The 13,048-nt window shown below is 69.7% G+C and carries 13 protein-coding genes; 2 read left to right on the top strand and 11 right to left on the bottom strand.

Annotation, left to right across the window (positions count from 1 at the left end):
- Positions 1-4: 4 nt before the first annotated feature.
- The 9 genes from nuoH to HLH28_RS02830 form a co-directional block, all read right to left on the bottom strand.
- Entirely contained in the window at positions 5-961 is a 957-nt protein-coding gene (nuoH, locus tag HLH28_RS02870; RefSeq protein ID WP_182954224.1) for an NADH-quinone oxidoreductase subunit NuoH, read from the bottom strand.
- A complete protein-coding gene (nuoG, locus tag HLH28_RS02865) occupies positions 958-3,681 on the bottom strand; it encodes an NADH-quinone oxidoreductase subunit NuoG (RefSeq protein ID WP_182954221.1) in 2,724 nt (907 codons plus the stop codon). Before nuoG ends, nuoH begins: the two co-directional genes overlap by 4 nt.
- Positions 3,682-3,692: 11 nt before the next feature.
- Positions 3,693-4,982 (bottom strand): NADH-quinone oxidoreductase subunit NuoF, encoded by a 1,290-nt coding sequence (nuoF, locus tag HLH28_RS02860; RefSeq protein ID WP_182954219.1) that lies wholly within the window; start codon positions 4,980-4,982, stop codon positions 3,693-3,695.
- Positions 4,979-5,488, bottom strand: coding sequence for an NADH-quinone oxidoreductase subunit NuoE (gene nuoE / locus HLH28_RS02855; RefSeq protein ID WP_182954216.1), 510 nt, complete (start codon positions 5,486-5,488; stop codon positions 4,979-4,981). Before nuoE ends, nuoF begins: the two co-directional genes overlap by 4 nt.
- Positions 5,475-7,253: an NADH-quinone oxidoreductase subunit C/D gene (gene nuoC / locus HLH28_RS02850; RefSeq protein WP_182954212.1), complete on the bottom strand. Its 1,779-nt coding sequence runs from the start codon at positions 7,251-7,253 to the stop codon at positions 5,475-5,477. Before nuoC ends, nuoE begins: the two co-directional genes overlap by 14 nt.
- Before the next feature lie 4 nt (positions 7,254-7,257).
- Positions 7,258-7,911: an NADH-quinone oxidoreductase subunit B gene (locus tag HLH28_RS02845; RefSeq protein WP_408869811.1), complete on the bottom strand. Its 654-nt coding sequence runs from the start codon at positions 7,909-7,911 to the stop codon at positions 7,258-7,260.
- A gap of 3 nt (positions 7,912-7,914) precedes the next feature.
- Positions 7,915-8,319, bottom strand: a complete 405-nt coding sequence (locus HLH28_RS02840) for an NADH-quinone oxidoreductase subunit A (protein WP_182954209.1) — start codon at positions 8,317-8,319, stop codon at positions 7,915-7,917.
- Positions 8,320-8,549: 230 nt separating this feature from the next.
- The gene (locus tag HLH28_RS02835; RefSeq protein ID WP_182954206.1) at positions 8,550-8,990 is read right to left on the bottom strand and encodes a host attachment protein; all 441 of its coding nucleotides are present in this window, start codon (positions 8,988-8,990) and stop codon (positions 8,550-8,552) included.
- 98 nt (positions 8,991-9,088) lie between these two features.
- Entirely contained in the window at positions 9,089-9,790 is a 702-nt protein-coding gene (locus HLH28_RS02830; protein WP_182954203.1) for a CBS domain-containing protein, read from the bottom strand.
- Positions 9,791-9,926: 136 nt separating this feature from the next.
- Here HLH28_RS02830 and HLH28_RS02825 point away from each other — a divergent pair, with 136 nt between their 5' ends.
- Both HLH28_RS02825 and HLH28_RS02820 read left to right on the top strand, forming a co-directional pair.
- Complete coding sequence (locus HLH28_RS02825) at positions 9,927-10,652, top strand: 3-keto-5-aminohexanoate cleavage protein (protein ID WP_182954199.1); 726 nt, start codon at positions 9,927-9,929, stop codon at positions 10,650-10,652.
- Positions 10,653-10,722: 70 nt separating this feature from the next.
- Positions 10,723-11,004 (top strand): GNAT family N-acetyltransferase, encoded by a 282-nt coding sequence (locus HLH28_RS02820; protein ID WP_182954196.1) that lies wholly within the window; start codon positions 10,723-10,725, stop codon positions 11,002-11,004.
- Here HLH28_RS02820 and HLH28_RS02815 read toward each other — a convergent pair.
- Together HLH28_RS02815 and HLH28_RS02810 are read right to left on the bottom strand one after the other, a co-directional pair.
- The gene (locus tag HLH28_RS02815; RefSeq protein WP_220789908.1) at positions 10,974-12,509 is read right to left on the bottom strand and encodes an MDR family MFS transporter; all 1,536 of its coding nucleotides are present in this window, start codon (positions 12,507-12,509) and stop codon (positions 10,974-10,976) included. The genes HLH28_RS02820 and HLH28_RS02815 overlap by 31 nt on opposite strands.
- Positions 12,506-12,961, bottom strand: a complete 456-nt coding sequence (locus tag HLH28_RS02810; protein WP_182954194.1) for a MarR family winged helix-turn-helix transcriptional regulator — start codon at positions 12,959-12,961, stop codon at positions 12,506-12,508. The genes HLH28_RS02815 and HLH28_RS02810 overlap by 4 nt, the downstream gene beginning before the upstream one ends.
- Between the last annotated feature and the right edge of the window lie 87 nt (positions 12,962-13,048).

Raw genomic sequence — 13,048 nt, 5'->3', positions numbered from 1 at the left:
CCCGTCAGCCCGGCGCGCGCAGCAGCAGGACCGCGCCGGTCGCGACGATGTTGAGCAGCGACAGCGGCAGCAGCACTTTCCAGCCCAGCGCCATCAGCTGGTCGTAGCGCGGGCGCGGCAGGGCGGCCCGCAGCAGGATGAAAAGGCAGACCAGCGCGCCGGTCTTGGCGGCGAACCACAGGGCGGGCGGCAGCACCGGCCCCTGCCAGCCGCCCAGGTACAACGTCGTGACCAGGGCGGAAACCAGGACGATGCCGGCATATTCGCTGAGGAAGAACATCCCGAACTTCATGCCCGAATATTCGGTATGGAAGCCCGCGCCCAGTTCGTTCTCGCCTTCCGGCAGGTCGAAGGGCAGGCGATGGGTTTCCGCGATTCCGGCCAGCAGGAACACCGCGCAGCCCAGGCATTGCGGAATGACGAACCACAGGCCCGCCTGCGCCTGCACGATGTCGCGCAGGCTGAACGACCCGGCCGTCATGACGACGCCCATCGTCGACAGGCCCATGAACACTTCGTAGCTGATCATCTGCGCCGCGGCCCGCATGCCGCCCAGCAGCGCGTATTTGCTGTTCGATGCCCAGCCCGCCAGCACCACGGAATAGACCCCCAGCCCCATGGTGGCGAACACGAACAGCAGGCCGACGTTCAGGTCGCCGGCGATGCTCCACAGCGCGGTGACGGGAATGACCCCGAAGGCCAGCAGGACCGTCATCATGCCGATGGCCGGTGCCAGGACGAAGACCGGCCGGTCGGCGAAGGGGGGAATCCAGTCCTGCTTGAACAGGATCTTGATCCCGTCGGCCACCGCCTGGAACAGGCCGCCCGGCCCGACGCGGTTGGGGCCGTACCGGTCCTGCCACAGGCCCAGCAGCCGGCGTTCGGCCCAGGTCAGCATCGTGGCCAGCCCCAGCAGCACGGCCAGCGTGCCGGCGATGACGACCAGAGGTGGGGGCGTCATGGCGCATCGTCCGGGGCGGGCTGGACGATCGCCCAGGCCGGGGCGGCGAAGGCGCGCAGGGCCATGTGCGGCGGGCACAGGGCGATGCCCGGCGGCAGGGCGGGATCGCGGATGACGGGCAGGATCACCGTCTGGCCATCGAGGCGCAATGCGATCGTGGGCGCGGTGCCGCCGTCGTCGGCGATGCGCAGCGCGGCGGGTTCGATTCGGGCGGCGATCGGGGGCGACAGGGTGCTGAGTTCCTCGGTCCCGAACAGGCGGGGTTCGGGCAGCAGCAGGATTTCGCCCGCCCGTGCGGCGAAGGGGGCGGGGATGGCGGTGGCGTAGGCGGGGTGCGGACGCGGGGTTCCGTCCTGGCTTGCGCCCCTGGTACCGTCCAGCAGGCGTACGCCGGCGTCGCCGCCGCGCATCGGGCCGCCGATTTCCTGCTGGAAGCGGTTCAGGGACTGGACCGAATTCCAGCCCGGCGCCTGGTAATAGGGGACCAGCGCGCCGGGGATGGCAGGACCGTACGCGCCTTCCATCGTCGGGGCCAGCGGCGTGTCCGGCGCCGCCGGGGGCGGGCGGTCGCGGACGCTGATGTTGGCCCGCACGGCGGTGCGGCCGCTGATGCGGGGCGGTTCGCTGCGCAGGCGCGCGCCGTCCAGGCGATAGGCGGCATCGGGCGCGGCCTGGCCGATCGGGGCCAGGGACGGGATCGCGGCGGCGATGGCGGCGACGATATCGTCCAGGTCATGCCAGACGGGGGCCTCCGCCACGGCCGCCGCATGCGCCAGGTCGCGCGCCCAGCGCCAGCCGGCCTGGAGGGGCAGGTCGGGGAACAGAACCTGCAGGAAGCGTTGCGCGCGCCCCTCGGTGCTGACCAGGGTGCCGCCGCATTCGGCGAAGCTGGCCGACGGCAGGGTCAGCTCGGCCCGGGCGGACAGGGGGGTCGCGGTGTGGTCGACGACCACCAGATGCGGCACGGCGGCCAGCAGGGCGTCCAGCGCCGTCGGGTCCAGCCGCCGGGTCAGGTCGTTTTCCATCACCACCAGCGTGCCGATCCCGCCGTCCCGCGCCAGGGCGCACACCGCGTCCAGCGACAGGCCGCCCATCAGCGCCAGTCCCATGCTGTCGCAATCGGGCAGGACCAGCGACAGGGCGGCGTCGACGCCCTGCGCCGCCAGGGCGGTGGCGATGGCCGCCGCCGCCTGCGGCAGCGCCGCCGTGCCGTACTGGGTGCCGGCGACGATCAGCGGACGGGCGGCGGCGCGCAGGATCGCCGCGATGTCCGCAGCCAGCCGGGCCGCGTCTTCCGGCAGGTCGGGGACATCGGGGGCGGCGGCGTCGAGGCCATGCGCGATGGCGAAGCCCAGGCGGGCAAGGTCGTCCGGCGCGGCGCGGTAGGTGGCGCGCGCGATCGGATCCAGGTCGGTCGGGCCGGGAGTGGCGACGAACAGGGGCGAGCATGCCTCCGCCCCCAGGGTGCGGACGGCGGCGTCCATCCAGCGCGGGATGCGCGCGGCGTCGGCGATATCGAAGGCGGCCTGCCGCACCGCCTGCCGCAGGGCCAGGCCGGCGCGGGGGGCGGTGACGGTCACGTTCTCGCCCAGGATCAGCACGGCGTCGGCCGATTCCATGTCATGCAGGGTGGGGTTGCGCGCGGGGGTCGCGCGCAGCAGGTCGGCGACCAGACGCGCAAGCCCGTGTTCCGGTTCGGCCATGCCGGTCGAAAACCGTGCCGGCCCGGCCAGCGCGCGCAGCGCGAAATTGGATTCCAGCGACGCGCGGGTCGAACCGATGCCGACCACCGGTCCGTCCTGCGCCATCATCTGGAAACGGCGCAGGGCGTCCTGCGCCGGTACCGGGGTCGGGCGGCCGTCGATCCGGGCCAGGGGCGCGCGCAGGCGGGACGGCGCGGCGGTGAAGCCGTGGCCGAAACGCCCCCGGTCGCATAGGAAATAGCGGTTGACCGCGTCGTGATAGCGGTTGAGCACCCGGCGCGTGCGGTCCTGCCGCGCATTGACGATGGTGTTGCAGCCCACGGCGCAATGCGTGCAGACCGAAGGTGCGCCCCGCAGGTCCCATTTGCGGCTGTAGACCGCCGTGAACGGCTTGTCGGTGAAGACCCCGGTGGGGCAGATTTCCACCAGGTTGCCGCTGAAGCCGTTTTCCAGCGCGCCGTCCGCATGGCGGCCGAAATAGACGTCGTTATGGGTGGCGAAGGCCGCCAGATCCTCGCCGCCGGCATAGTCGCGATAGAACCGCACGCAGCGATAGCAGCCGATGCAGCGGTTCATCTCGTGATTGATGAAGGGGCCGAGGTTCTGGTTGCGATGGGTGCGCTTGGTGAAGCGGTAGCGGCGGACGGCGTGTCCGGTCATCACCGTCATGTCCTGCAGGTGGCATTCCCCGCCCTCCGCGCAGACCGGGCAGTCGTGCGGGTGGTTGGTCATCAGCCATTCCACGACGCTGGCGCGGAATTCCCGGGCCTCGGCATCGTCGATGGACAGGATCGCGCCGTCGGTCACCGGCGTCATGCAGGCCATGACGATACGGCCGGTGCGGTCGTCGGGGCCGCTGTATTGCCGCACGGCGCATTGCCGGCACGCGCCCACCGACCCCAGTTCGGGATGCCAGCAGAAATAGGGCAGGTCGGCCCCGGCCTCGAGGCAGGCCTGAAGCATGTTTTCGCCCGGGCGGGCGGGGCAGGGGCGGCCGTCGATATGGATCGTCGCCATCGTCCCGCCCCCTATGCGGCCTGGCGCAGCGGGCAGCCGCGCTGGTGGATGTGGGCCTCGAAATCCGCGCGGAACAGGCGCAGCCCGCTGGCCAGCGGCGCCATCGCGCCCGGCGCGTGCGCGCAGAAGGTGCGGCCCATCGGCCCCAGCAGGCGGGCATGGTCGGCCAGGCGGTCCAGGTCCTCGGCCTCGCCGGTGCCGTCCTCGATGGCGGCCAGCAGCCGTTCGACCCACGGCAGCCCGTCGCGGCAGGGCGTGCACCAGCCGCAGGATTCCTGGGCGAAGAAATGTTCCAGATTGTGCAGCATGCCGATGGGGCAGGTCCGGTCGTCCAGCAGGATGGCCAGCCCCGTGCCCAGCCGGCTGCCGGCCTTTTCCACCGCGCCGTATTCCATCGCCACGTCGACCTGCCCGGCGTCGAGGAAGGCGGTGGAGGCCCCGCCCGGCAGCAGCGCGCGCAGCGCGTAGCCGTCGCGCATGCCGCCGGCATGCCGTTCGATGATCTCGCGCAGGGGGGTGCCCATCGGCAGTTCCCAGGTGCCGGGCCGCCGGACGCGCCCGCTGACGCCGTAGAGCTTGGTCCCGCCGTCGGGGCCCAGGCCCAGCGCGCGGAACCAGTCCGCGCCGTTGGCGACGATGTGCGGCACGTTGCACAGGGTTTCGACATTGTTGACGACGCTGGGCGCGCCCCACAGGCCGCCGACCTGCGGGAAGGGCGGCTTGCTGCGCGGCTGGGCGCGTTTGCCTTCCAGCGCGGTCAGCAGCGCCGTTTCCTCGCCGCAGATATAGCGGCCGCCGCTGGCATGGACATGGATGTCGAACCCGAAGCCGGAGCCCAGGATGTCCGCGCCCAGCCAGCCGGTGGCGCGGGCGTCGGCGATGGCGCGGGTCAGGCGGTCCAGCGCCACATGATATTCGCCGCGCAGGAAGATCACCCCGTGGCCGGCCTGGATGGCGTAGCCCGCGACGATCATGCCTTCGATCAGCTGCAACGGATTGCCTTCCAGCAGCAGCCGGTCCTTGAAGGTACCGGGCTCCATCTCGTCGGCGTTGGCGATCAGGTATTTGCGGCGGGTGGCGGCCGGGTCCTTGGGCACGAAGCTCCATTTCTGGCCGGTCCCGAAGCCGGCCCCGCCGCGCCCGCGCAACGTCGAGCGCGTCACGACGTCGATCACCGCGTCCGGCGTCATGTCCCGCAGGGCCGCGCGCACGCCCCGCCAGCCGCCGGCCCTGCCGTATGCGGCGCAGTCGGGCGGACCGACGGCGGGATCGATCATGGCGGTCAGCGGCCGTTCGGTCATGTCGGCGGTCCCTCGGGCGTGTCCGCGGCCAGGGCGTCCGCGATCCGGTCGATGCCCGCTTCGTCCAGGTCGCCGTGCAGCGTGCGGTCGACCAGCATGGCGGGGGCGTGGTCGCAATGGCCCAGGCAGACGATGGGCAGCAGCGTGACCGCCCCGTCCGCCGTCGTCTGGCCCGGCCGGATGCCCAGCCGGTCGCACAGGCGCGCGCACAGGGCGTCGCGCCCCATGATCCAGCACGATACGCTGTCGCACATCATGATGACATGGCGGCCGACCGGCCGGCGGAAGACCAGGTTGAAGAAGGTGGCGACACCGTCGAGGTCGGCCGGCGACAGGCCCAGCAGGCCGGCGACGTCGGCCAGGTGCGCGTCGCTGACCCAGCCCAGGCGCGCCTGCACCGCCATCAGGGCGGGGATGGCCGCCATGCGCGCATGGTGCTCGGCCGCCGCCATGGCCGCGACGTCGGACCGCAGGTCCGGCGGCAGGGGGGCGTCAGCGGTCGACATCGGCCATCACGAAATCGATGCTGCCGATGATGGCGATCAGGTCGGCGATCATGGTGCCCCGGCTGATCAGCGGAATCATCTGCAGATGCGCGAAGGACGGCGTGCGGATGCGCGTGCGGTAGGACATCGTCCCGCCGTCGCTGACCAGATGGTAGCTGTTCAGCCCCTTCGTGGCCTCGACGCAGGCGCGGGCCTCGCCCGGCGGAATGACCGGCCCCCAGCTGACGTTCAGGAAATGATGGATCAGCGTTTCGATGTCGTGCATCGTCCGCGCCCGGGGCGGCGGCGTGGTCAGGGGATGGTCGGCCTTGATGGGGCCGGCCGGCATGTTGTCCACGCACTGGCGGATGATGCGCAGGCTCTGGCGGATTTCCGCGATATGCACGACCACGCGGTCGTAGCAATCGCCGTTCGCAGCCGTCGGGATGTCGAATTCAAGCTGGTCGTAGCAGCCGTAGGGCGCCTTGCGGCGATAGTCCCAGTCCAGCCCGCAGGCGCGCAGGCCGGGGCCGGTCACGCCCCATTCCACGGCCTCGCGCGCCGTATAGGCGCCCACGCCCCTGGTGCGTGCGCGAAAGATGCCGTTGCGCATCACCATCTTGTCGTATTCGTCCAGGCGGCGGGGCAGGTAGTCCAGGAAGGCGCGGACCAGCCCGTCCCAGCCGCGCGGCAGGTCCATCGCCACGCCGCCGATGCGGAACCACGCGGGATGCATGCGAAAGCCGCAGATGGCCTCGATGATCTCGAACACCCGTTCGCGGTCGCTGAACATGTAGAACACGGGCGACAATTGCCCGACGTCCTGCGTCATGGTGCCGTAGAACACCAGATGGCTGGCGATGCGGAACAGTTCGGCCAGCATCACGCGGATCATCTGCGCGCGGTCGGGCACGGTGATGCCTGCCAGCTTCTCCACTGCCATGACATAGGGAAAATTGTTCATCACCCCGCCCAGGTAGTCGACGCGGTCGGTATAGGGGATGAAGCTGTGCCAGGACTGGCGTTCGCCCATCTTCTCGGCGCCGCGATGGTGGAAGCCGATGTCGGGCACGGCATCCACGATCCGTTCGCCGTCCAGTTGCAGGACGATGCGGAACACGCCATGCACGCTGGGGTGATTGGGGCCGAGATTGAGGAACATGAAGTCGCTGTGCGCGGAATGCCGCTTCATGCCCCACTGGGAAGGGTCGAAGCGCAGGGCTTCCTGCTCGGCGAATTCCTGGTCTTCCGTCAGGCTGTAGGGCGGCATTTCGGTGGCGCGGGCGTAATGGTCCTTGCGTAGCGGATGGCCGGTCCAGGTCGGCGGCGTCAGGATGCGGCGCAGGAACGGGTGCCCGTCGAACACGACGCCGAACAGGTCCCAGACCTCGCGTTCGTACCAGTTCGCGTTCGGCCACAGATCCGTCATCGTGGGGGCGTGCGGGCTGTCGGCCGGCAACGGCACCTTCAGGCGCAGTTCGTCCCCGGCGCCGGCGAAGGACATCAGGTGATAGACCAGCGTGAAGGCGCTTTCCGGCTGGTCCGCGCGATGCGTGCGCTGCCGTTCGTCGATCGCGGTCAGGTCGAACAGCATGCGCAGGCTGGCGTCGGGCTGCCGCAGCCGCGCCATCGCCCCGTGCAAATGTTCCCGAGCGATCCAGACGGTCGGCACGTCGTCGCGCGTGCGTTCGACGGCCAGCACGACGGGGGGAACGATGTCCGACAGTTGCGCCAGCATCGTGGCATCGCGCGCATCGGCGGGACGGGGCGGGGCGGTGACGCTCATCGGCTCAGATCGTGTCGGGCGTGCGCAGGTCGCGTGCCGCCCGTCGTGCGTCGCGCTTCATGTCGCGCAGGCTGGGCGGGGTCACGCGTTCGACCCCCTGCGGGCCGATCATCCAGCTCAACGGCCGGCGCTGGGTGGCGATCGACTGCTGCAGCAGCATCAGCCCTTCCAGCAGCGCGTCGGGCCGGGGCGGGCAGCCGGGGACGTAGACATCGACGGGCAGGAAGCTGTCGACGCCCTGCACCACGCTGTAGATATCGTACATCCCGCCGGAATTGGCGCAGGATCCCATCGAGATGACCCAGCGCGGTTCCAGCATCTGGTCGTACAGATATTTGATGATCGGGGCCATCTTCACGAAGACGGTGCCGGAGATCACGATCAGGTCGGCCTCGCGCGGGGTGGCGCGCAGGACCTCGGACCCGAAGCGGGCGATGTCGTACTTGCTTGTGAAGGCCGTCGCCATTTCGACATAGCAGCAGGACAGGCCGAAATTGAACGGCCAGATCGAATTCTTCTGTCCCCAGGATACGAAATCCTGAAGCCGGCCCATGACCAGGTTGCGGCGGACGGTCTCGGTCACGCTCCGGGGCGGGGCGCCCGTCTCCGGGCCGCCCGCGGCGGGTGTCCCCCCTGCCGGTGTCATGGTCCAGCGCATGTCCTATCCCCTTTCCGGCCGCGCGCGGGGCGTCGGGCCCCAGTCCAGCCCGCCGCCGCGCCACAGATAGGCCAGCGCCGCCGCCAGGAAGAAGATGAAGACGACGATCGCGCCGTATCCCCGCCATCCGGCCTCGGTTGCGACCGGCGCCCAGGAGAACAGGAAGACCGATTCCACGTCGAAGATGACGAAGAACATCGCGATCAGGTAATATTGTATCGGCAGGCGCAGTTGTGCCGAACCCACGGGCAGGATGCCGGATTCGAACGGCAGGCTCATGGACCGGCCCCGCGCGGGTCCGACGCGCCGCGTGCCCGTGATGGCCGACAACGCCAGAATGACGACCAGCAGCCCCGCGATCACCGCCGCGTAGGAAGTCAGGGGATAGCGAGACAGGAAGTCCGACATGGCCACCACCCCCGTGTCATCGTGACCGAGATTGCGGGACAGGCCGCGTATGACGCGTGGGACGAGAACGTGGCCCCCCGGCAAAAGTTCGGAAGCGGAAGGCGGGCTTTTTAAGGAAGGGCAGTTCCGGCAGGTGTCGGGGCTGCGGCAGGCATCGGGGCCGGTTTGCCGAAAAGGCGCGCCGACGCCTGCCGGCGCGCCTTTTCAATCGGGCTTCGGGGAAGGCGCGTTCACCAGATCCAGCGGCCGACATGATCCTTCAGTTCGTGGTCGGGCACCTTGACCAGGTCCTTGTCCAGGACGCCGATGACCCGGCTGCCGACCGCGGGGACGAGGTTCTGGGTAATGACGGCGCTGGTGCGCGCCGGCGCCACGACCACCAGCGCGTCGTCCATCTCCTGCCGTGCGTTGATCTGGGCCGCCACCAGGCGGGCGAATTTCTGTTTTTCCAGGACGTGCAGGTCGTGGCGCGGGGCCAGGGCATGGTGGGTGGTGGAATCGGTGTGGAAACTGGCGCCCGGCGCGTCGTCGCCCAGATCGGAAGATTGCTTGTGCGCGGACGTCGAATCGAATGATTCGATGCTGTGCAGGACATGGTTGTCGTCCGCCTGCACGAAACGCGCGTGCTCGCCATCCGCGATGACGAAGAGAATATTCTGCTTCCTGTGCATGTCGTCGTGTCCGTCGCCAGAATCCCCGGAACCCCCAGATTCCGAATCCCCGGGATCCGATGAAATGAACATGGGCCCCGTCCCTGCAGGGCCCCTTTCTACATGGGCATCGTCACGCCCGTCATCGGTTCGACGAAGACCAGATGATCGATGACGGATTCGACACCTTTCACGTTTTCCGCCGCCACGCGGGCCGCCGTCCGCAGCCGGGAATCGAAGACCGCGCCGCTGAGTTCCACGACACCGTTATGGACCTGGACATTGACGAAGCTGGGACCGGCCCAGCGTGGCTCGTTGCGATATTCCTCGAGGATGGCGGCCCGGATGCTTTCGTCGTCCGCGCTGCTTTCCTGCGGCGCCAGCGCCTGGAGCAAGGCCCGCAGGATGTCCGCGCGCGACAGGATTCCAACCAGCCGTTCGCCCTCCAGCACCGGAAGCCGCTTGATGTGATGATGAAGCATCTTGTCCACCGCGTCCTCGACGGAGGCGGTGGCGGCGATGGCGATCGGTTCGGCGGTCATGATATCGCCGACCTTGCGCCCGTGGGTGCGGACATAATCCGCCGCCGCCCGCCCGGGGGATTGCAGCAGCGTACCCAGCCAGGACCGCATGCCCTCGGTGCCCAGTTCGCTGCGGCGCAGCAGGTCGCCTTCGGTCAGGACCCCGACCAGCTGCCCTTGCGACGTCACGACCGGCATGCCGCTCATCCTGTGCGACAGCATCAGGCTTGCGGCTTTTTCGATGGTTTCGAACGGATCGATCGCAATGGCCGGCGACGTCATGATGTCCTTGACCTGCATGACACGCGCCCTTTCCTGTGGTGTGGAACGGACATGCGTCCCGGCGGGCAGGGGCGCAATCCTGCTACCGGATTCGTGATCCTCGCGAGCGGAGCCGTTTCCGCTATGGAAGGGCGACATCCTTTTCGAGGGCTTCGTGATTATACAGGCCTGCCTCAACGGTGCGCGCCCGAAGGGCTTTCACCCGTCCCTGCCTCTCACCGCGGAGGACATGGCGCGCGACGGGGCGGCCTGCGTTTCGGCCGGCGCCGCCGAGCTCCATTTCCATCCACGGGTCACGCCTGACCGGGAAGGGCTTGCCGCCGTCGACGAGACAATCCTTGCGGTGCGCAAGGCCTGTCCCGGCACGCTTCTGGGCGTGTCCACCGGGGCATGGATCGAGGGTGACGAACACGAGACGCGCAGCCGCATCGCGGCGTGGCGGCATCCGCCCGATTATGCATCCGTGAATCTGGCGGAATCCGATGCGCCGGCCATCATGGAACTGCTTCGGCAGCGGCATATAGGGATCGAGGCCGGCCTGGCGACCGCCGCGGACGCCGAGCGGTTCGTCAGACTTCGCAACCGCGATGGCGTGCTGCGCGTCCTGGTGGAGATCGAGGAACAGGATTTCCCGTCTGCCCGGCGGGCGGCGGAGGACATCGTCGCCATCCTGGAACGGTCCGACATAGGACGGCCTGTCCTTCTGCATGGGTTGGACGCCACCATGTGGCCCCTTCTGGAACTTGCGCGTCGCCGTCGCTGGTCGACCCGCATCGGGCTGGAGGACGGCAGGTTCCTGGGCGACGGAAGCGTGGCGCGGGACAATCCGCATCTGGTGGCCGAAGCCGTCCGGCTCTTTCGTCGCGACGGCGGGACCTGATGCGCGACCCGGTCCATCGGGTGGGCGGGTTTATCGATCACCAATAGGGCGATCACCAAGGAGGGCGGCGATGACCGACCTGATCGACGACACGGTGCGCCATCGCTTCGAGATTCATGTCGGGGGCGGGGTGGCATTCGTGGATTACGCCGTGGAGGGCGGACGGCTGGTGCTGGGCCACACGAAGGTTCCCCCCGCGCTGGAGGGGCGCGGCGTCGGATCGACGCTGGTGCGGGCGGTCCTGGACGAGGCGCGGGCCCGGGGGATGCGGGTGGTGTCGCGCTGTTCGTTCGTCACGGCCTATATTCACCGCCACCCCGATTATGCCGATCTGCTGGTGCGCGGCGGCTGAGGCGGCGCGGCGGCGGTTCGCTGCGTCGCCAGCGGACGTTCGGGCAGGAACAGGACGGTGACGAGCGACAGGGCGATGATCGCCGTGCCGACCAGGAAGGTCGTGGCGATGGCGTGGCGGTAGAGCGCGATCATCGCGTCCGGGTCGTGCGCCGGCCCCACGCCTGCCGCCGGCATAGTCCCGGCGAAGATGAGTCCGGCCCCCGCGACGCCGACCAGGCCGCCCAGCGACCGGAAGAATGCCAATGTCGCGGTGCCGACGCCCCGATGGGCGACGGGCAGCGCGTTCTGCACGGCAATGGTCATGTTCGGCGTGACCAACCCGAGCCCCAGTCCCAGGGCCAGCATCGCCGGTTCGATCACGCCCAGCCCGCGTCCGGCGGCGCTGGCCCAGCTGAGGACGGCGAAGGACGCCAGCGCCAGGGCCAGGCCGCCGACCTGCGCCGGCTTGTAGCGGCCCGTCCGCGGCAGCATCCGTCCGTTCACGGTCGCCGAGACGACGGCCCCGACCATCAGTGGCCCGGTCAGGAACCCGGACTGCGCCGGGCTGGCCCCCATGACCAGCTGGAAGAACAATGGAAAGAACAGGCCCGCCCCCAGCAGCCCCATGGAAGCCAGCGCCAGCACGAGGCTGGCCACGACGAACAGCCGGTCGTGGAACAGGTCCGGCGGCAGGACCGGTTCGGGCACGCGCCGGATATGGCGGACGAACAGGCCCAGCAGCAGGGTCGCCGCCGTCATCCCGGCAATCGGCATACCCGGCGTCGGCGCGGACGCCCGGATCCATTCGGGGACCCATTCGAATCCGCCCGGGGTCAGGACCAGCAGGAAGGCGGTGGTGGCGCCGGTCATGAGCGCGGCGCCGCGATAATCGATCCGGCGCGCACGGACCGGATGATGGAACCGCCGCAAGGCCCGGGTGATGACCAGCAGCGCGGCCGCGCCGATCGGCAGGTTGATGTAGAAGATCCAGTGCCAGGACAGCAGTTCGGTAATGATGCCGCCGGCCAGCGGGCCGAGGATGCTGCACAGGGCGAAGACCGACACCACCATGCCCTGCCGCCGGCCGCGCCGGGCGGCGGGCACCAGGTCGCCGATGATGATCTGGCTGAGCGGCATCAGCCCCCCGGCACCCAGCCCCTGGACCGCGCGGAACAGGATCATCTGGAGCAGGCTGTGCGCCGCGCCGCACAGGGCCGAGCCCAGCAAGAAGGCCAGCACGGCCCCGGTCAGGACCGGCTTGCGGCCGTACTGGTCGGCCAGCTTGCCATAGAGCGGCATGACGCTGGTCGCGGCCAGGACATAGGCCGTCACGATCCAGGACATGTGGGCGACGCCGCCCAGGTCGCCGACGATGCGCGGCAGGGCGGTGGCCACGATGCTCTGGTCCAGCGCGCCCAGGGCCATGACGATCATCAGGCCGCGCACCACCGCGCGGATTTCCGCCCCCGTCGGGGCGTCGGGATCGGGCGGGATGTCGGCGGGCGGGGGTGGCGCGTCGGTCATTGCGCGATCTCGGCCAGCGGCGCGGCGGCCGCGCGGATCGCCTGGCGGGCGTCGGGGGACAGGCGCGCCAGCGCGCCGGCCAGCCAGTCGGTGCGGCGCCGGCGCAGGGCGGCGATGACCGCCAGGCCCTGGGGGGTGATGGCCAGGCCGGCCCGCCGGCGGTCCTGCAGCGATGGCGCGCGGTCCAGCAATCCGCCCGCGACCAGGGATTTGACATGCGCGCTGATCGTCGGGCCGCGCAGGTTTTCGCGACGGGCCAGTTCGGCGACGCCGATCCCCGGATGATCCATGACGACGGCCAGCAGCAGGGTCTGCAGCGGGGAAATTCCCGTCTCCCCGCCCTCGCGCCGCAGCCGGCGATAGAGGCGATGGAGCACCGGGCGCAGGGTTTCGGCCAGGTCGGCGGCGTCGTCCAGGGACGCGGGAGCGGTGGGAACGGTGCGGGATGGCATGGGCGGAGGACCCGTTTTCCATTTAGGTAGATAACCTATCTAAATGTATCGTCGGCGATCCGCAATATTGGTGCGTGCAATTCTCCG

Source organism: Gluconacetobacter tumulisoli (genome assembly GCF_014174155.1).
In the GTDB taxonomy this organism is placed as follows: domain Bacteria; phylum Pseudomonadota; class Alphaproteobacteria; order Acetobacterales; family Acetobacteraceae; genus Gluconacetobacter; species Gluconacetobacter tumulisoli.
This window is presented reverse-complemented; position numbering and strand designations above follow the sequence as displayed.

Bases quoted from the DNA above. Each gene is read 5' to 3' on its own strand.
- nuoC (WP_182954212.1), bottom strand. From the start codon at position 7,253: ATGAGCGTCACCGCCCCGCCCCGTCCCGCCGATGCGCGCGATGCCACG.
- HLH28_RS02835 (WP_182954206.1), bottom strand. From the start codon at position 8,990: ATGCACAGGAAGCAGAATATTCTCTTCGTCATCGCGGATGGCGAGCAC.
- HLH28_RS02810 (WP_182954194.1), bottom strand. From the start codon at position 12,961: ATGCCATCCCGCACCGTTCCCACCGCTCCCGCGTCCCTGGACGACGCC.
- HLH28_RS02815 (WP_220789908.1), bottom strand. From the start codon at position 12,509: ATGACCGACGCGCCACCCCCGCCCGCCGACATCCCGCCCGATCCCGAC.
- HLH28_RS02840 (WP_182954209.1), bottom strand. From the start codon at position 8,319: ATGTCGGACTTCCTGTCTCGCTATCCCCTGACTTCCTACGCGGCGGTG.
- nuoH (WP_182954224.1), bottom strand. From the start codon at position 961: ATGACGCCCCCACCTCTGGTCGTCATCGCCGGCACGCTGGCCGTGCTG.
- HLH28_RS02845 (WP_408869811.1), bottom strand. From the start codon at position 7,911: ATGCGCTGGACCATGACACCGGCAGGGGGGACACCCGCCGCGGGCGGC.
- nuoG (WP_182954221.1), bottom strand. From the start codon at position 3,681: ATGGCGACGATCCATATCGACGGCCGCCCCTGCCCCGCCCGCCCGGGC.
- nuoE (WP_182954216.1), bottom strand. From the start codon at position 5,488: ATGTCGACCGCTGACGCCCCCCTGCCGCCGGACCTGCGGTCCGACGTC.
- nuoF (WP_182954219.1), bottom strand. From the start codon at position 4,982: ATGACCGAACGGCCGCTGACCGCCATGATCGATCCCGCCGTCGGTCCG.
- HLH28_RS02820 (WP_182954196.1), top strand. From the start codon at position 10,723: ATGACCGACCTGATCGACGACACGGTGCGCCATCGCTTCGAGATTCAT.
- HLH28_RS02830 (WP_182954203.1), bottom strand. From the start codon at position 9,790: ATGCAGGTCAAGGACATCATGACGTCGCCGGCCATTGCGATCGATCCG.